Source organism: Falsihalocynthiibacter sp. BN13B15, assembly GCF_041205415.1.
Lineage (GTDB): Bacteria > Pseudomonadota > Alphaproteobacteria > Rhodobacterales > Rhodobacteraceae > Falsihalocynthiibacter > Falsihalocynthiibacter arcticus.
Window position 1 is genome coordinate 457,112 of sequence record NZ_JBGFCE010000003.1, and the last position, 17,336, is coordinate 474,447.

15 protein-coding genes are annotated in these 17,336 nt (G+C 54.1%); 10 read left to right on the forward strand and 5 right to left on the reverse strand.

The genetic code is table 11. The features are described 5' to 3' along the window. The first annotated feature begins 222 nt into the window (after positions 1–222). From AB9F26_RS07445 to AB9F26_RS07465, 5 genes are all read left to right on the forward strand, one after another. A complete protein-coding gene (locus tag AB9F26_RS07445; RefSeq protein WP_335584340.1) occupies positions 223–1,134 on the forward strand; it encodes an AraC family transcriptional regulator in 912 nt (303 codons plus the stop codon). A 266-nt stretch (positions 1,135–1,400) separates the two neighbouring features. Then, on the forward strand, positions 1,401–3,059 hold the full coding sequence (locus tag AB9F26_RS07450; RefSeq protein ID WP_369756518.1) for an ABC transporter substrate-binding protein: 1,659 nt from the start codon (positions 1,401–1,403) through the stop codon (positions 3,057–3,059). Positions 3,060–3,154: 95 nt separating this feature from the next. Beyond that, positions 3,155–4,237, forward strand: coding sequence for an ABC transporter permease (locus AB9F26_RS07455; RefSeq protein WP_335584338.1), 1,083 nt, complete (start codon positions 3,155–3,157; stop codon positions 4,235–4,237). A gap of 8 nt (positions 4,238–4,245) precedes the next feature. After that, complete coding sequence (locus AB9F26_RS07460) at positions 4,246–5,436, forward strand: ABC transporter permease (RefSeq protein WP_369756519.1); 1,191 nt, start codon at positions 4,246–4,248, stop codon at positions 5,434–5,436. Between the two features lie 3 nt (positions 5,437–5,439). After that, on the forward strand, positions 5,440–7,521 hold the full coding sequence (locus tag AB9F26_RS07465; protein WP_369767719.1) for a dipeptide ABC transporter ATP-binding protein: 2,082 nt from the start codon (positions 5,440–5,442) through the stop codon (positions 7,519–7,521). A 1-nt stretch (position 7,522) separates the two neighbouring features. Here AB9F26_RS07465 and AB9F26_RS07470 read toward each other — a convergent pair whose 3' ends face one another. Further along, complete coding sequence (locus AB9F26_RS07470; protein WP_369756547.1) at positions 7,523–8,056, reverse strand: lytic transglycosylase domain-containing protein; 534 nt, start codon at positions 8,054–8,056, stop codon at positions 7,523–7,525. 208 nt (positions 8,057–8,264) lie between these two features. On the opposite strand from AB9F26_RS07470, the gene ssb reads away from it, so the two are divergent. Beyond that, positions 8,265–8,762, forward strand: coding sequence for a single-stranded DNA-binding protein (gene ssb, locus AB9F26_RS07475; protein ID WP_369767720.1), 498 nt, complete (start codon positions 8,265–8,267; stop codon positions 8,760–8,762). Between the two features lie 54 nt (positions 8,763–8,816). Here ssb and aroB read toward each other — a convergent pair whose 3' ends face one another. Beyond that, the gene (gene aroB, locus AB9F26_RS07480) at positions 8,817–9,941 is read right to left on the reverse strand and encodes a 3-dehydroquinate synthase (protein WP_369757648.1); all 1,125 of its coding nucleotides are present in this window, start codon (positions 9,939–9,941) and stop codon (positions 8,817–8,819) included. After that, a complete protein-coding gene (locus AB9F26_RS07485; protein WP_369767721.1) occupies positions 9,938–10,474 on the reverse strand; it encodes a shikimate kinase in 537 nt (178 codons plus the stop codon). The genes aroB and AB9F26_RS07485 overlap by 4 nt, the downstream gene beginning before the upstream one ends. Positions 10,475–10,684: 210 nt before the next feature. Between AB9F26_RS07485 and AB9F26_RS07490 the strand changes: the two genes are divergently transcribed. The 4 genes from AB9F26_RS07490 (at position 10,685) to AB9F26_RS07505 (ending at position 14,682) form a co-directional block, all read left to right on the forward strand. Then, positions 10,685–10,819 carry a hypothetical protein gene (locus tag AB9F26_RS07490; RefSeq protein WP_257722127.1) on the forward strand — a complete coding sequence of 45 codons (135 nt, stop codon included), beginning with the start codon at positions 10,685–10,687 and terminating at the stop codon, positions 10,817–10,819. Next, a complete protein-coding gene (locus AB9F26_RS07495; RefSeq protein ID WP_335584333.1) occupies positions 10,809–12,374 on the forward strand; it encodes a hypothetical protein in 1,566 nt (521 codons plus the stop codon). The genes AB9F26_RS07490 and AB9F26_RS07495 overlap by 11 nt, the downstream gene beginning before the upstream one ends. Continuing rightward, positions 12,374–13,297: a site-specific tyrosine recombinase XerD gene (locus tag AB9F26_RS07500; RefSeq protein ID WP_369767722.1), complete on the forward strand. Its 924-nt coding sequence runs from the start codon at positions 12,374–12,376 to the stop codon at positions 13,295–13,297. Before AB9F26_RS07495 ends, AB9F26_RS07500 begins: the two co-directional genes overlap by 1 nt. A gap of 95 nt (positions 13,298–13,392) precedes the next feature. Further along, positions 13,393–14,682 carry an HlyC/CorC family transporter gene (locus AB9F26_RS07505; protein ID WP_039000646.1) on the forward strand — a complete coding sequence of 430 codons (1,290 nt, stop codon included), beginning with the start codon at positions 13,393–13,395 and terminating at the stop codon, positions 14,680–14,682. Between the two features lie 3 nt (positions 14,683–14,685). Here the strand turns inward: AB9F26_RS07505 and AB9F26_RS07510 are convergent, their stop codons facing one another. Both AB9F26_RS07510 and ctaA read right to left on the reverse strand, forming a co-directional pair. After that, positions 14,686–16,164 (reverse strand): carboxypeptidase M32, encoded by a 1,479-nt coding sequence (locus tag AB9F26_RS07510; protein ID WP_335584330.1) that lies wholly within the window; start codon positions 16,162–16,164, stop codon positions 14,686–14,688. Further along, positions 16,165–17,304: a heme A synthase gene (gene ctaA / locus AB9F26_RS07515; RefSeq protein ID WP_335584329.1), complete on the reverse strand. Its 1,140-nt coding sequence runs from the start codon at positions 17,302–17,304 to the stop codon at positions 16,165–16,167. Positions 17,305–17,336 lie beyond the last annotated feature (32 nt).

Sequence of the window (17,336 nt, forward strand, 5' to 3'; positions counted from 1 at the left end):
ATTCGACAATTTTCGCTTTAGAATTGCCTCGATCTGCCCCAAAGTTTCACATAACGAACACTGTCTAAATTCAATTGCGTTTCCTTAGCCCGGTATGGCGCATGCGAACCCCTAGAAATAATGAGTACGTTTCGGTCCAATCGGGCCGTGGCCTATCCAGTGTGATTGCTCCATGTAATGTGGGCACAATGCCCGCTGCCTGCGGCAAAAATTGGATGTGATATGATGCAAAAAACGCCCAGCCTGCCAAAGTTTATGACGGATCCAAAACCTTTTTTAAAGAAGGACACAGAGTCGAAATCTGTTCCGAACGCTGCCCTGAAATCGGTCATTGAATCGCTTCCACAAACGCACGCATCCGAACTACGGATGTCGCAAATTGCCCGCCTCGCAAAGGGCGGTCGGTGGCGTGTTGAAGCCATGCGCAGCTATTCCACCGATGTTTTGCTGTGGTTTACACGTGGACAAGGGCGCATCACGGTTGCAGGGGTGACGTCTGGATATGGCGCCCATAACGCCATCTTTATTCCTGCGGGAACCATGCACGGGTTCGAGGCCTCGGCCCTGGTTTTTGGCACCGCCGTTTTCATCCCCAAATCCAACGACTTGTCGTTTCCAAAAGAGCCTGTTCATTTGCGGTTGCGGGACTCTGGCCCCCAAAATGAAGTCACAGGCATCTTGGAAAACCTACAGCGCGAACTTGAAGGTGATCGCCCTGAGCGATCGTCCGCAATGCATCACCACACGGGCTTGCTTTCTGTCTGGCTGCAACGTCAACTGCTGCTCAGTGACCTAGAAGATAAAGCGCCCTCGGCGGGTCAACGCTTGGCCGCTCGCTTTGCTGGAATGATTGAAACGCATTACACTGAAGGCATGACTGTTGCAGAATATGCAGAGGCTTTGGGCGTGACCCCAACCCACCTGACGCGGGTCTGTAACAAGGCCTGTGGACGCCCCGCACACATGCTTTTGAACGACCGCGTGCTCTTTGAAGCGCGCCGCCGTTTGGTTGAAACCAAAGAGCCGATCCAAAAAGTCGCCGAAGATCTCGGGTTTCGCTCTGCGGCATATTTCACCCGCGCCTTCCAACATCACATCGGCAGCACACCCTCGCGTTGGCGCAAAGAAAACTAACGCGCAAAACCCTCCGACGACCACATTCCAAGCGGCATCAGATTTCATTCTGGTGCCGCTTTTTTCATGTAGAAACGCGCTAAATGTCGTGTTTCAAACTAGAATAATGTCACATTGGGTCGTCAAAAATTTTGACCGAACCGTTGACCTTGAACTGGTTTGATGCGTCTATGGGACGCACTGAACGGGAAAAACAATAAAAAACTTCAATAAAGTAAGTATTTTCGTCCGATTTTTGAGCCAGAATGTTTCTCAGGGAGATAAAAATGAAGAATACGATCAACGGGAAGCCCCTTCATCCAGCAGCCATGAGCTACGCGAATGAATTCAAAGCCGGAACTCTTAGTCGGCGTGAATTCCTCGGACGTGCCACAGCGCTCGGAATGACAAGTGCGGCCGCTCTATCACTCGTGGGTGTTGCCACGCCCGCCAAGGCGCAGGGCGCGATCAAAATGGGGGGGACATTACGTATTCAGCAAAACGTTCTCGCGATGAAAGAACCCCGCCTTTACGACTGGTCCGAGCATGCAAACGTGACGCGGGGCTTCCTTGAGTATCTGGTCAAATACACTATCGAAAGCACGTTTGAACCCGTTTTGCTCGAAAGCTGGGAAATCAACGACGACGCGACCGAATATAAATTGAACATCCGCAAAGGTGTGACGTGGAACAACGGCGATGCGTTCACCGCCGCCGACGTGGCCCTCAATATTGAATGGTGGTGTGACGGGAACGTGGAAGGCAATTCCATGGCGACCCGTTTTGACGTGTTAATCAACCCCGAGACCAAAACATTGGCCGAAGGCGCCGTTGAAATCGTCGATGATCACACGATTGTGCTGCATCTTGCACGCCCTGACATCTCGCTCATTCCAAGCATGGCCGATTATCCGGCAGCCATAGCGCATGAAACGCTCAACCACGGCGACCCCTTTGATAATCCAATTGGCACGGGCCCCTATATTCCCGAAAGCTACGCCGTTAGCGAAAAATGCGTGTTGGTACGCAACGAAAACCATACATGGTGGAACGAAGGCAATGGCGCCTATATGGATCGCGTCGAATTCATCGATTACGGCACCGATCCGGTGGCTTGGGTCTCTGCGTTTGAATCCGAAGAAGTGGACACTAACTATCAAACAACCGGCGACTACATTGATATCCTTGACGAATTAGGCCTCGTGCAGTCGACAGTTGTCACGGCGGCAACCCTTGTGACGCGTCCGAACCAACAGGCAACTATAGGCGACATTGTTCCCTATGAGAAAGCCAGTGTGCGTCGCGCTTTGGCTATGGCAGTGGACAATGCCATAGTGTTGGAACTCGGATATAACAACCTTGGTGTGGTTGCCGAAAACCACCATGTCTGCCCAATTCATCCGGAATACGCACAGCTTCCCAAGCCAATCCATGATCCCGCGGGTGCGCTTAAAATCATGCAAGACGAAGGCATGGCCGATTTTGAGCATGAACTTGTTTCCTTGGACGACGGTTTCAACAAAGACACGACAGATGCCATCGCCGCCCAGCTGCGGGATGCGGGCCTCAAGGTGAAACGCGTTGTGCTTCCGGGCGCAACCTATTGGAATGACTGGGCGAAATTTCCGTTCAGCTCCACAGAATGGGCCCACCGCCCCCTAGGCGTTCAAGTGCTTGTGCTGGCCTATAAAGGCGGGGTTGCATGGAACGAAACCGGCTTTAACAACCCAGAGTTTGACGCGCTGCTGGATCAAAGCTTGGCGATTGCCGATGCTAACGAGCGCCGTGTTGTGATGAAACAGCTAGAGGAAATCATGCAAGACCAAGGCGTTACCTTGCAAACCTTCTGGCGCGCGTTGTTCCGTCATTCGGTTGCTGGTTTGATTGGCAATGAAATGCACCCAACCTTTGAAATTCATTACCAAAACATTGGCTGGGCCGCATAATCCAACCCGTTTCATTCTGAGGCTGCCCCCTTGTTGGTGGCCTCAGTTTTCGGGCACGCTTTTGTGCCTCCCCGTCCCCCTAATTAGGGAGCCTCATGGGTATTTTCATCCTGCGCCGTGTTGCGATCATGGTCCTGACGGCGTTTTGCCTGACGTTCATTGTCTTCGCCCTCACGAACCTTTCTCCCAACCTTGAAAAGCTCGCCAAGAGTCAGGGATCGGTGCGCATGGAAGACGCGCAAGTCGTTAGCTGGCTGAGTAAAAACGGCTTCGATCGCCCGCTTGTTGTGCGCTATGGCGAATGGATGGGTGTGGTGCCCGGCTGGACTTACGCCACGGATGACGGTCGCCCCACGGGGCGGTGCATTGATCCAAATTCCCCCTTGGAGGCCGCCACGTATTGCGGAATTTTACAGGGCGATTGGGGCACATCAAGCGTGTTCAAAGAAGACGTCGGCCCCCTATTGGCAAAACGTCTTGGCCTGACAGGCAAGCTGATGTTTTTTGTCATGCTGGTGATGGTTCCCGCCGCCCTTTTCGTCGGCGTCATGGCCGGCATGCGCGAAGGAAGTCGTACCGACCGCGCCTTCTCGACGGTCTCAATTCTCTCAACGGCGACGCCTGAATATGTGTCCGGCGTCATTCTCATTGCCCTCTTTGCCTCCTCTGCAACGGGCCTCTCGCCAATCCTTTCAGACTGGGGTTGGATCGACACCAGAACCCTCTTTAAAGGTACTGCAACCACCGCCGCGAAACAGGCGACCTTCGCCAATTTCACCTTGCCCGTTATCACCATCGCGGCTTACGGCATGGGGTATATTGCCCGCATGACCCGTGCCTCGATGACCGAAGTCATGACGGCGCAATACATTCGAACCGCCCGCCTCAAAGGCGTGAGCTTCCCGAAAATCGTGATGAAACACGCGCTCCGCAACGCACTGATCGCGCCTTTTACGGTGATTATGCTTCAGTTCCCGTGGCTTTTGAATGGCGTCGTCATTGTGGAAACTCTGTTTAATTACAAAGGCTTCGGATGGACTCTTGTACAAGCCGCCAGCAATAACGACATCGACCTTTTACTGGGCTGCTCCGTTGTTGCGGTTGCCGTTGTCCTCTTAACACAGCTGATCTCTGATGTTGGCTATGTCTTCCTTAATCCACGCATCAGGCTGTCATAGGGATGGATATGGATATTCTCGGTTGGGGCGCAATCAGCTTGCGTATCTTCATTCAATTCATTCCCGTATGGATCGCGCTCGTCGTGCTCTTTGCGGTTTCCATCCGTGCGAAAAAGCGTCTGGGGCTTTATGGAAAACTCTTTGATAGTACCGCTGGCACGCTTGGCTTCACTCTTGTGATGTTTTGGGTCTTCACGGCGATTTTCGGAGCCTTGGATTTCATTGTAACCCATCCCCCCCTTGACCAATTCTCGGGCCTCAAAAACAAAGTTCCCGGCTCACCGTTGCCAAACCCAGAGGGCCAGTATCCCTATTTTCTCCTTGGCGGCGACCACCTTGCGCGCGACGTGTTTTCGCGCATGATCGTTGGTAGTTGGGAGGTCCTCAAGATCGTGCCCCTCGCCACCGTTTTCGCCTTTATGGTGGGCGTCACCCTTGGCCTCCCCGCAGGATATTATGGCGGAAAACTGGATACGAGCCTTTCGTTTGCGGCCAATCTTGTGCTCGCCTTTCCTGTAATTTTGCTGTTTTACCTCCTCGTCACACCGGAAATCGTTGAAACGGGCCTTCCTAGTTATTTAGCTGCGGTTTTGTTCCTTTTCCCGCTGATATTCGCCGTCGTTCTGTTAAATTCCCGCCTACGAACGGTGCCGAAAAAACGCAATCTCTATGCAGGCGCCGTTATTTTTCTTGGCGGCTGGGCCTATCTTTCAATCCTTAGCCAAGCGGGAACAAAAGTCGATTTTATGCCCCGTTTCGCCGATTACTTGTCCATCTCAGGCAACACACTCGTCGTTTTTGTCGCTGTTGTGTTTGTAAATGCGCCGACGGTTTTTCGGATTGTGCGTGGCTTGGTGCTCGATATCAAAACCCGCGATTATGTGGCCGCTGCGCAAACACGGGGCGAAGGTCCGTGGTATATTATGCTCTGGGAAATTCTGCCCAATGCACGCGGCCCTTTGATTGTCGATTTCTGTTTGCGGATTGGATACACGACTATCCTTCTGGGAACATTGGGTTTCTTCGGTCTGGGGCTTGAACCCGAAAGCCCCGACTGGGGATCTACAATCAACGAAGGGCGTCGTCTTCTGACCCGTTATCCACATGCGGCACTTGCCCCCGCCTTTGCCCTCATGAGCCTTGTTTTGGGTCTCAATCTTCTCGCCGACGGGTTGCGCGAAGAAAGCCTTAAGGATTAAGCCATGTACGACACGTCATATACGGGGCCAATTCTTGAAATTGAGAACCTCTCGATCAGTTTTTTCACCCGCGACGCCGAAATCCCCGCCGTGATGGATTTTTCCTGCACGGTAATGCCCGGCGAAGCGATGGGGCTTGTCGGCGAAAGTGGTTGTGGCAAATCTACGGTCGCCCTTGGTGTCATGCAGGATTTGGGCACAAATGGTGCAGTCACGGGCGGCACCATTAAGTTCAAGGGAAGGGATTTGGCGACATTTTCGCCCGCGGAACTTCTGGCCTTGCGTGGCTCTGAAATCGCGATGATTTATCAAGAACCAATGGCGAGTTTGAACCCCGCAATGAAAATTGGCGCCCAGTTGATGGAAGTGCCGATGGTGCATGGAACCGTTTCGAAATCGGAAGCGCGGGACCTCGCACTTCAGGTGATAGAAGACGTACAACTCCCTGATCCAAAACGTATTTTCAAGAGCTACCCGCATCAACTTTCGGGCGGACAACAGCAACGCATTGTCATTGCCATGGCCCTGATGAGCAAGCCAAGCCTGCTCATACTGGACGAACCGACAACCGCGCTTGATGTGACGGTGGAAGCGGGCATTGTTGAGTTGGTCAAAGGGTTGGGCAAAAAATACGGCACCTCAATGTTGTTCATCTCGCATAACCTCGGATTGGTGCTTGAGACCTGTGATCGCCTTTGCGTCATGTATTCTGGCGAGGCCGTCGAAAGAGGATCGATTGCCGATGTTTTCGATGAGATGCGACACCCCTATACCCAAGCGCTTTTTCGCTCGATCCCCCTCCCAAGTGCGGATAAAAACTCACGCCCCCTTGTGGCAATTCCGGGAAACTTTCCGCTGCCTCATGAGCGCCCGAAGGGATGCAATTTCGGCCCGCGCTGCGACTATTTTGAGGCAGGCAGATGCGATCAATCCGCGATCCCGATGATGTCGATTGCAGACGACGACCGCCACGGCAGTCGCTGTCTCCGAACCAACGAAATCAATTGGGACGCCACTGCGGAAACGGGTGGTAAAACCGCGCGCACCTCGCTTGGGAAAACGGTTCTAAAAGTTGAAAACCTCAAAAAATACTATGAGGTCGGAAGTTCTGGATTTGGTGGCAAAAAGCGAACCGTCAAGGCAAATGAATCGTTAAGTTTTGAAGCCCGCGAAGGGGAGACCTTGGCCATCGTTGGCGAAAGTGGCTGCGGAAAATCCACCCTAGCCAAAATCCTGATGGGGCTTGAGGAAGCGACGGAAGGCACAGTGACGTTCATGGGCCAAGAAATTCAGGCCACCCCCATTCAAGAACGGTCGACCAAGGTTGTCTCGGGTTTGCAAATGATCTTTCAAAACCCTTTTGATACGCTTAATCCCTCCATGACTGTCGGGCGACAGATCATCCGTACGCTCGAAGTTTTTGGCATTGGGGACAGTGACCTAGCGCGCAAAGACCGAATGCTTGACCTTCTTGATCTTGTGAAACTCCCCCGTGATTTTGCCGACCGTTTACCGCGCCAGCTTTCGGGGGGCCAAAAGCAACGTGTTGGCATCGCGCGGGCCTTTGCGGGCGATGCCAACATCGTGGTGGCAGATGAGCCGGTTTCCGCGCTGGATGTCAGCGTCCAAGCCGCCATCGCGGACCTTTTGATGGAACTTCAACGCGAGAATGGGACGACGCTCCTGTTTATCAGTCACGACCTGTCTATCGTGCGGTATTTGAGTGATCGTGTGTTGGTGATGTACCTTGGGCATGTGGTGGAACTGGGCACGACAGACCAGATTTTTTCGCCGCCCTATCATCCCTACACCGAGGCGTTGTTATCCGCCGTTCCCATTGCCGATACGTCGGTCGAGAAAAGGCAAATCGTGTTGAAAGGCGACATTCCGTCAGCGATCAACCCGCCCACCGGATGCCCGTTTCAAACAAGATGTCGCTGGAAGTATAAGGTGCCAAACGAGCTGTGTGATATCGAGGTGCCAAAGGACAAAATTCTGGCCGAGGGGCACCACATTAAGTGTCACCTCTCGCAAGAGGATTTGGCCGAAATGGAACCCGTGATTAAACTGGCCGAACCGAAATGACCTAGCTTCCCAAAATGACTTTGACGTAGTTTTTGGTCTCTTTATACGGCGGGACACCGTTGTATTTCGCGACGGCCTCTGGACCTGCGTTATAGGCGGCAAGCGCAAGACGCCACGAGCCAAAACGGTTGTATTGCATCTTGAGGTAACGTGCGCCGCCATCTAGATTTTTCGCCGGATCATCGATATTAACACCAAGGGCCTTTGCGGTATCTGGCATCAACTGGGCAAGGCCCGTCGCGCCCTTGTGGGACTTGGCGTAAACATTCCAGCCACTCTCTTGTTGCACCAGACGCAAGAACAAATCTTCAGGAATACTGTGACGTCGCGCAGCATCCCGCGCGACCGCCAAATAGGGACCACTATACTTGCCCATAAACGGCAAAATAAGGCCCGCTTTTTGCTTGGGGCGGAGGCGGTCTGAACTTTTGTATTGCGAAGCTGCCCGCGTATCGAGCACCCTAAGCTGTGCGGAGAACAGGTTTTTTTTCGTCTTGGTTCCAAGAACCAAACCTTCAGCGCGTGTTGTTTCCACGGTCAGTGATGTGGCTAAAATTGCCAAGAATGCCAACGTTGTTTTCTGCAAAACCTGTCACCCGCTCATATTGTTGGCGCGACTATATCCATTTCTGAGATCATTTCCAGCCCCCTGTCGCCATTTGGTATGTTTCCGCTTGCTGATTTGAGGCTGTAATGGTGTAACCTGCCCTCTATAAAACAGAATCGAAAAAGGGAGGCCCGCCATGGCTGGATCGGTCAATAAAGTCATTCTCATTGGGAATCTGGGTCGCGACCCCGAAGTCCGCAGTTTCCCGAATGGCGGCAAGGTCTGCAATTTGCGCATCGCCACGTCGGAAAATTGGAAAGACAAAAACACGGGTGAGCGCCGTGAAAAAACAGAATGGCACAGCGTCGCCATTTTTCAAGAAGGTTTGGTTCGGATCGCTGAACAATACCTCAAAAAAGGCTCCAAGGTTTATATCGAAGGCCAACTCCAAACCCGCAAATACCAAGCCCAAGACGGCACAGATCGGTATTCAACCGAGGTTGTGCTTCAAGGCTTCGGCGGCACATTGACCATGCTCGACGGACGCTCCGAAGGCGGCGGCGGTGGATATGATTCTGGCCCAAGCGGCGGCGGATATGACTCCGGTCCAAGCGGTGGCGGATATTCGTCAGGTGGAAACCAAGGTGGCGGAAATCAGGGCGGTGGCAACATCGACGACGAAATCCCGTTCTAGACCTCATTCATATCGAGATATCAAAAGCGTCGCTCCTAACAGAGCGGCGTTTTTTTATCGCTCGTTCAACGCGTCTTTGAGGACTTGAAGCACAACATCGGTGTCGGTCTCCGCCGAGACAAACGCCTTGCCGATGCCGTGGGTCAAAATGAATTTGATCGTGCCATCAACCACTTTTTTATCCTGCCCCATTAAGGCAAGCAAAGCTGCGGCGTTTGGCAAATCTCCTGCAATGTCCGCCACATTGACCTTCATACCCATTTCACTCAAATGCGCGCGCAAACGGCTTGGATCTTCTTGGGAACACAACCCCAAACGCGCCGAAGTCTCCAAGGCCAAAACACAGCCAATGGCCACGCCTTCGCCATGCAAAAGACGATCAGAATAACCTGTCGCATTTTCCAGCGCGTGACAGAACGTATGCCCCAAATTCAGGAGGGCACGGTCGCCTTGCTCGGTTTCATCCCGTGCCACGATATCGGCTTTCATTTCACAAGAACGATTGACCGCATAGGCGCGCGCCGCCTTATCCCCTTGCAGCATCGCGGGGCCGTTTTTCTCGAGCCAATCAAAAAAGCGGGCATCCCCCAACAGGCCGTATTTGACCACTTCGCCATAGCCCGACAAGAAATCGCGAGGCGTTAAAGTGTCGAGCACATCGATATCGGCCAAAACCAGTGATGGTTGATGAAACGCACCAATCAGGTTCTTGCCCTGAGGCGCATTTATGCCCGTTTTGCCCCCGACCGAGCTGTCGACCTGCGCCAAAAGGGAGGTCGGTATTTGCACAAATCGCACGCCACGGCGCAAAACTGCGGCCGCAAAACCAGCCAAATCGCCGATAACACCACCGCCAAGTGCAATAACCACATCGTTTCGCTCGACTTTTGCGTCCAAAAGCCATTCGACCGCGCGACTGAAATGCGACCAAGATTTTGTGGCCTCTCCCGCAGGAAGCGCCACAGCTTCGGACGTGATGCCCGCGGCGGCCAGCCCCGCCTGCAAAGCCTTAAGATGTAGTTTGGCGACGTTTTCATCCGTCACAATCGCTACATGGGGACGTCGTAAAAACGGCGCGATGAACGCCCCCGATTGCGCCAACAATCCCTCACCTATTTTGATCTCGTAGGAGCGCTCCGCCAAGTCAACGGAAACGGTTTGCAAGGGGGAGGCTGTCATGGGGTCACCTTTAGTAAATCTGGTACAGTTAGCAGGGTTTCGATCACGGCGTCGCGCATGTCTTCGATGGAAAAATCAGCCCGTCCAAGCACCACCGCTTCCGCCTTAGAATAGGCAGGAACGCGTAACTCATAAAGCGATTTCAAGGTCTTATAGGGATTTTCTGTGCGCAACAAAGGTCGTGTATTCTTGTGCCGCACGCGGGCCCACAGCAAATCCAGATCGGCCTGAAGCCAGAGGGAGAATCCAGTTTTGGCAATCACATCCCGATTTCGTTCCGACAGGAATGCGCCGCCACCCGTCGATAAAACCCCCCGCTCCTCTTTGAGCAAACGGGTGATCACTTCAGTCTCGCGCTCGCGGAAAAAAGCCTCGCCATCACGTTCGAAAATCTCGGCAATTGAACGGTTTGCCGCCTTGGTGATTTCTTCATCGCTGTCCAGAAAGGGAACTTTGAGTTCTGTGGCAAGGGCTTTGCCGATCGCGGTTTTTCCCGCGCCCATCATTCCCACTAGTACGACTGTTTTTTGCAAGCTATAGCTCAAAACTGGCTGCCATCCGCTTAAATTTAGGTTTCTTTCCCTGAATGGCGTGATCTTCTGCAAAAGGCCATATATAAATACAGCAATTGGGCAAATAATTGCCCTAACATTCGCGGAAAACGCGACTAAGATGAGCAATATCAATGTTTTTCGCCCACAAGGTGAGAATGTTGGTGTTGAGGCAAATAGAAGGCAGTACCAATGAAGCTAATTCTCAAGGTTGTACTCGGACTCGTGGTTCTGGCGTTTGTCGCCGTTGTGGCATTTGGCTACATTGGGGATCTGACACCTGAACAAGAGGAAATCCGCATTCCGGTATCCATCAGTGACCAGTAAACATCTGCCCTTTGCGCTTTGTTTGAGCGCGTTTTTCGCGTCCACCGTTTCTGTGAATGCGCAATCTACGACGTCCAGAGTTGAGCCACTTTCCGTGATTGATTGGCTGTCACCAACACTGATCGCTCCGAGTGTGACGCCAAACGCGACCAACCGCGACGTGACGTCCTCGGCGACGCCGCATGCCGTCGAGACAACCTCTCTCGATCAGCAAACGGCAGACGCGGTGGGCTTGTTACCCAGTTCGGTAACGGGCTTCCCGCTCTCGCTTTGGGGGCAATCCTCAAGCGTTGATCTCGCGCGTTTGATCGTCGCAATCCCCGTTGAGACCCTCCCCGTCTTGCAAGAGTTGACCATGTCGCTTTTGCTGGCCGAATTGGACCCGACGTTTGATGCCACGAACAAGGATGTGTTGTTTCAAACGCGGATCGATAAATTGCTTGATATCGGTGCCCTTGAGCAGGCCGCCGCGCTTCTGGACCGCGCAAATGTGCGTACACCCGCCCTCTTTAGTCGCAGCTTTGACATCGCCCTCCTCACCGAGAACGAAGACGCGGCCTGTGACGCGCTCAATCAAGCCGCAGACCTCGCGCCGACAATCACCGCCCGCGTTTTTTGCCTCGCCCGCACAGGCGACTGGAATGCTGCGGCCTTGATCTTTGAAACCGGCGTCGCCCTAGGATATGTCTCGCCAGAAGAGGGCGACGTTTTGGCCCGTTTTCTGGATCCCGAGTTCGCGGATGTCGCGCCACCGCTTCCCCTTTCCGTCCGCCCAAGCCCCCTGATGTTTCGCCTCTATGCGGCCATCGGCGAGCCTATTCCCACGACTTTGCTACCTCGTGCTTTCGCCCATACGGATCTCACCGCGAACAACGGTTGGCGCGCGCGCCTTGAAGCGGCCGAGCGGCTTGTTCATTCAGGTGCCGTCTCTGACAACGTGCTTCTGGCCCTCTATACCGATAGAACCCCTGCGGCCTCTGGTGGCGTATGGGATCGCGTCGAAGCAGTACAACGCTTTGATACGGCTGTGAATTCCAGAGACCCTGGAGCGGTTTCGTCCTCACTCCCCCTCGTCTGGGACGCCCTGAAAGCCGTGCAACTCGAAGGCTTCCTTGCGCATCAGTACGCCACGGACCTCGCGAAGTTTCCCTTGAGTGGCGACACCGCAGCCTTGGTTTTACGGCTCTCATTGCTGAGCGACGACTACGAAAGTGCCGCCCAAACTGCTGTTGCCGAGAACAGGGTCACCTCCAAAGAGGAGGCCTTCCTCGTCAGCCTCGCACAGGGCAAACCCGAGTTGAACGGCCTGTCGGATTCCCGCGCGATTGCCATTCATGATGGGTTCCTGCGCAGCACCCCGTTTTCACCAGACGACGTCGAAGTCTCCGGTGGCAATCTCGGTAGCGCCATTCTGCGCGCGATCACATTGTTTGCTGAAGGGGCTCGGGGCGACCTCAACAATGTAACCCGTGCCATTGCTATTTTGCGCAGCGTTGGCCTTGAGGATATCGCACGACGGGCGTCACTTGAACTCATGCTCCTTGAGCGTGCGTGATGTCACGAGAGATCGAAAATTTCATCACCGCACAGGCCGCCGAACGGGCAGCCTCCGAAAACACGCAAGCCGGATATCGGCGCGATTTGACCGATTTCGAGGCCTATTTGGGATCACAAAACGATACCCTAATGACGGCGGATCGCGCCCGTATTGAGCGCTACCTTGTGCATTGCGACGCCCAAGGGTTTTCGATCGCCACCCGCGCCCGTCGACTCTCGGCGATCAAAAGTTTCTATCGCTATGCCTTTGAAGACGGCTTGCGGGGCGACCATCCCGGTTTGCAAATTCGCGGCCCTGGGCGCAGCAAACGCCTCCCCAAAACACTTTCCGAAGCAGACGTAGAGCGCCTACTGAACGCCGCCGCCGCCCATGGGCGCAATCGTTCGGATCGTTTGCGCAACACCTGTTTGCTGGAAATTCTCTATGCCAGCGGAATGCGTGTCACCGAGTTGGTCAGCCTGCCCGTTGCTGCGACGCGTGGCGATCCACGGATGCTTTTGATCAAAGGCAAAGGCAACAAAGAACGCATGGTTCCGCTCTCTGATCCGGCCCGCGAGGCCCTTGCGGATTGGCTGGAACATCGGGATTCCTTGCAGGAGTTGGCCCTCAGAGAACATGGAACACCTCTGTCCCCCTACCTTTTTGCCTCTCGTGCCAAACAAGGCCACATGACCCGTAACCGTTTCTATTTATTGATAAAAGAAATCGCCGTCACCGCCGGTATCTCCGCCGATCTGGTCACACCCCACCGATTGAGACACGCCTTTGCCACCCACCTTTTGGCCAACGGCGCGGACCTGCGCGTCATCCAAACGCTCTTGGGGCACGCAGACCTTTCGAGCACCGAAATCTATACCCATGTGTTAGAGGAACGCCTGCATGCGCTGGTCCTTGAGCATCATCCACTCGCCAAGCCTTGAGACCCTGCCCTTTGAAGCGCTCTTGAACCCAACAGATTTGCACCCCATAACAGATATACTTCTCATTTCACCCTCATATTGGATGTTTTAACGCCGTGTACGACACCGCATTTTATATCACTTCTGGCTCAATCGTTGCCCTTTTGGTCCTTTCTGCATTCTTCTCCGGTTCGGAAACCGCGCTCACAGCCGCCTCTCGTGGCAAGCTGAGCATGCAAGCCGACAAGGGATCGCGTGGCGCGCAACGTGCCTTAAACATCACCGAAGACAACGAACGTCTCATCGGGTCGGTCCTGTTGGGCAACAACCTCGTGAACATCCTCGCCACCTCACTGGCGACCGCGTTGTTTACGCGCATGTTTGGCGAGTCGGGCGTGGCAATGGCCACCCTTATTATGACGCTGCTCGTTTTGATTTTCGCTGAGGTACTACCCAAAACCTACGCCATTACCAATGCAGAAACCGCCGCCGCGGGTGTAAGCGGGCCGATTTCAGTCGTGATTACAGTCTTTTCGCCCATCGTGAGTTTTGTGCGAATGCTCGTGCGTGCGATCCTAGGCCTATTTGGCGTCCAAACGGATCCCGACCAAAACGTCCTCGCTGTACGCGAAGAAATTGCCGGCGCGATTTCACTGGGCCACTCAGAAGGCATTGTCGAAAAGGAAGATCGCGACCGCATTTTGGGCGCGTTGGACTTGTCGGACCGTACCGTCGAAGAAATCATGCTTCACCGCAGCCAAATTGAGATGGTCGACGCGAGTATGCCCACGGAAGAAGTCCTGAACCTCTTACTCAACAGCCGTCATACCCGCCTGCCCGTTTATCGCGACGAGCCGGAAAACGTTGTCGGAATTCTGCATACAAAACATCTGTTGCGCGGGTTAAACGCACCACTTAAAGTCGGCCAAGCCCCTGCGGATGCAATGAAAAACTTCAATCTTATGGAAGTTGTCCGCGAACCCTACTTCATTCCGGAAACCGCGACGCTGGACGATCAAATGCGTGAGTTCTTGCGGCGGCGCACCCATTTCGCCTTGGTTGTCGATGAGTATGGCGCACTACAAGGGTTGATTACGCTCGAAGACATTCTCGAAGAAATCGTTGGTGAAATTATGGATGAATTTGACGACGGTGACATGCCTGTCATTGAAATTTGCGACGACGGGCGCTTCCTTGTGGATGGCGCGACCACCATTCGCGACCTCAACCGCGCGACCGATTGGGCGTTTTCCGACGAGACGGCAAACACCATTGCTGGCCTTGTGATACACGAGGCACAATTGATCCCGACCCAAGGCCAAACCTATGCCTTCCACGGGTTTCAATTTGAAGTGTTCCAAATGGACGGGAACCGGATTTCTAAGCTGAAAATCCGGCCCCTTTAACGCTTACAGATTATATATCTGGCCGAATTTTTCTTCGAGATAGGCCAGAAGCGGCTGCTCGTTCACTATGCCGCCCGTTGCGCGGGCAATCACGTCGCGGCTCTCAAAAAGGCCGCCATGTTGTTGCACGTTCTGAGCCAGCCATTGTGTCGCGCGGGAGGTGTTCCCCTGCGCGAACTCTGTATCCAGACCAACAAGATCCTTGCGCATCGCTTGGTTCAAACAGCCCGCGTACACATTGCCCAAAGTGTAGGTTGGGAAGTACCCAAATAGCCCAACGGACCAATGTACATCCTGCAAACAACCGTTGCTTGGCTTGTCCACTTTCACGCCAAAATCAGCCTCAAAACGCGCGTTCCACGCTTCGGGAAGGTCAGCCACAGCCAGTTCGCCTGACACCAATTGCCGCTCAAGATCAAAGCGCAACAAAACGTGCAAGTTATAGTGAATTTCATCAGCTTCAGTGCGGATATAACCCGAGGAGACACGGTTAACTGTGGCAAAGAATGCCTCAGCATCCGCCACACCAATATCGCCAAATGTTTGGGTCATTTGACCGAACAGATAGTCCGAATAAGCCGCGCCACGGCCGATCTGGTTTTCATAAATCCGGCTTTGGCTTTCATGCACACCCATCGAAACACCATTCCCCACAGGCGTCAGCAGATAGTCCTGTGAGATGTTTTGCTCATAGCACGCGTGGCCCACCTCGTGGATCGTCGAATAGATACAGTTGAACGGATTGCGCGGGTCTGTGCGGGTGGTAATCCGCACGTCATTGCCCGAGCCACTTGAGAAAGGATGCACAGCTTTATCAAGGCGACCACGGTTGAAATCATAGCCAAATCCTTGGGCAAGCTTGTTGCTCAGGGCCATTTGCAAATCGGGATCAAAGTCACGATCCAGCGCCTTGGGGGTGGTTTCAGACCCAAGAATTTTCCCGCGCAAAGCTACCAACCTTGGGCGCAATGCGTCAAACATCGCGCTGATTTCTTTGGCCGAAGTTCCGGGTTCATAATCTTGCAACATGGCGTCGTAGACATCGCCATCTCCTGCAATCGCCTGCGCTTCTTCGCGTTTCAACGCAATGACGCGCTCCAAGGTCGGTGCGAATTGCGCGAAGTTTTCCGCCGCGCGGGCCTGTGCCCAAATCCCTTGCGCCGAGGAGGTTACACGCGCGATTTCCGCCGCCAAATCTCCAGGGACTTTGCTTGCGCGGGTATGTTGTTCACGGATCAGGCGCATCTGGGCTTGGCCTGCTTGATCAAGAGTCGCGTCGTGGATATCCGCTAGCCATTGCGTGACCTTTGGATCGGTGCGACGTGCGTGTAAAACCCCTTCAAGGGCGGCGGTTTCTTCGGCCCGTTGCGCGCCAGAGCCTTCGGCCATCATGGTTTCTTGATCCCAGCCCAAACGTCCCGAAATTTGCCCCAAGGCGACGGTTTGACGGGTGAAATCCATCAGGATCTTAAAGGCTGTCATTTAGGCTCTCCGGATCAATTGTTCACGTGGATATTGCGCGTTAAAGCGGGCGTTCAAGATGAGCACCCAAAGGAGCAACGCGCCGATTTGGTGCTGAATCGCAATGGGCAAAACCGCAACATTCCAAACGGTCAAAACGCCCAAAATCGCCTGTAAAATCATCATGACAAGCACTAGATCAAAGGCCCGCCGCGTGATCGCCTTGCCGCTTTTGCGCGACCTCCGCCAGACGACAAAGGCAAAGATCAGCAGTAGGTACGCCGCCATACGGTGCACGAATTGTACAAGGCCCGCGTTCTCAAAAAAGTTGGTCCAGAGCGGGGTGAGTTCGAACATGCCATCCGGAAGGAAAGTGCCCGCCATTAACGGCCAATCGGTAAAGCTGCGTCCGGCATCAATGCCCGCCACAAGCGCGCCCAGTAGGATTTGCAGGAAGGCAAAATGCATCAGCCCCGTGGACATGGAGAACAGCTTCGCCTCGCGTTCACGCCGCGCTTTCATCAAATCAACTTCGCGGCGTCCCAGAAGGAGGATGTACCACGCGCAAAGCCCAAGGATCACAAACGCAAGACCCAGATGCGTAGCCAAGCGATAGGACGCAACGGACGTCATGCCATCCTCCAGCCCAGAGGCCACCATCCACCAGCCAATCGCGCCTTGAAGCCCGCCCATCGCCCCCAACAGGAGCAAACGTGGCGTCCAACCTGTAGGAATAGAGCGCGTCACGGCAAAACCAAGGAACCCGAGCGCCCATACAAGGCCAACGGTGCGGCCAAGTTGGCGATGGCCCCATTCCCACCAATAGATGAATTGAAATTCCGACAATTCCATGCCGCGATTGAGCGCTTCATATTGCGGTGTGGCCTGATATTTGAGAAATTCCAGCCCCCATGCTTCGGCGCCCATAGGTGGAATGGCGCCCGTGATCGGCCGCCATTCGGTGATCGACAAGCCCGAGTCCGTGAGACGCGTCAGCCCCCCAATCACAACCATCAAGGCCACCATCACAAAGATCAGCATCAACCACGCCCGAATGCCACGACGCGCCCCCTTGGGCGCACGGTCAATACCGCCCGGATTTGCTATGGCGGGCGCAGACGCATCGCCGACGTTTTCAAATATAGTGCGCGGTTTACTCATGGGATCGCTCCGTATTTTAGGCCAAGCAAACT

Coding starts and splice junctions, on each gene's coding strand:
- AB9F26_RS07445 (WP_335584340.1), top strand. CDS start 223: ATGATGCAAAAAACGCCCAGCCTGCCAAAGTTTATGACGGATCCAAAA.
- AB9F26_RS07450 (WP_369756518.1), top strand. CDS start 1,401: ATGAAGAATACGATCAACGGGAAGCCCCTTCATCCAGCAGCCATGAGC.
- AB9F26_RS07455 (WP_335584338.1), top strand. CDS start 3,155: ATGGGTATTTTCATCCTGCGCCGTGTTGCGATCATGGTCCTGACGGCG.
- AB9F26_RS07460 (WP_369756519.1), top strand. CDS start 4,246: ATGGATATTCTCGGTTGGGGCGCAATCAGCTTGCGTATCTTCATTCAA.
- AB9F26_RS07465 (WP_369767719.1), top strand. CDS start 5,440: ATGTACGACACGTCATATACGGGGCCAATTCTTGAAATTGAGAACCTC.
- ssb (WP_369767720.1), top strand. CDS start 8,265: ATGGCTGGATCGGTCAATAAAGTCATTCTCATTGGGAATCTGGGTCGC.
- aroB (WP_369757648.1), bottom strand. CDS start 9,941: ATGACAGCCTCCCCCTTGCAAACCGTTTCCGTTGACTTGGCGGAGCGC.
- AB9F26_RS07490 (WP_257722127.1), top strand. CDS start 10,685: ATGAAGCTAATTCTCAAGGTTGTACTCGGACTCGTGGTTCTGGCGTTT.
- AB9F26_RS07500 (WP_369767722.1), top strand. CDS start 12,374: ATGTCACGAGAGATCGAAAATTTCATCACCGCACAGGCCGCCGAACGG.
- AB9F26_RS07510 (WP_335584330.1), bottom strand. CDS start 16,164: ATGACAGCCTTTAAGATCCTGATGGATTTCACCCGTCAAACCGTCGCC.
- ctaA (WP_335584329.1), bottom strand. CDS start 17,304: ATGAGTAAACCGCGCACTATATTTGAAAACGTCGGCGATGCGTCTGCG.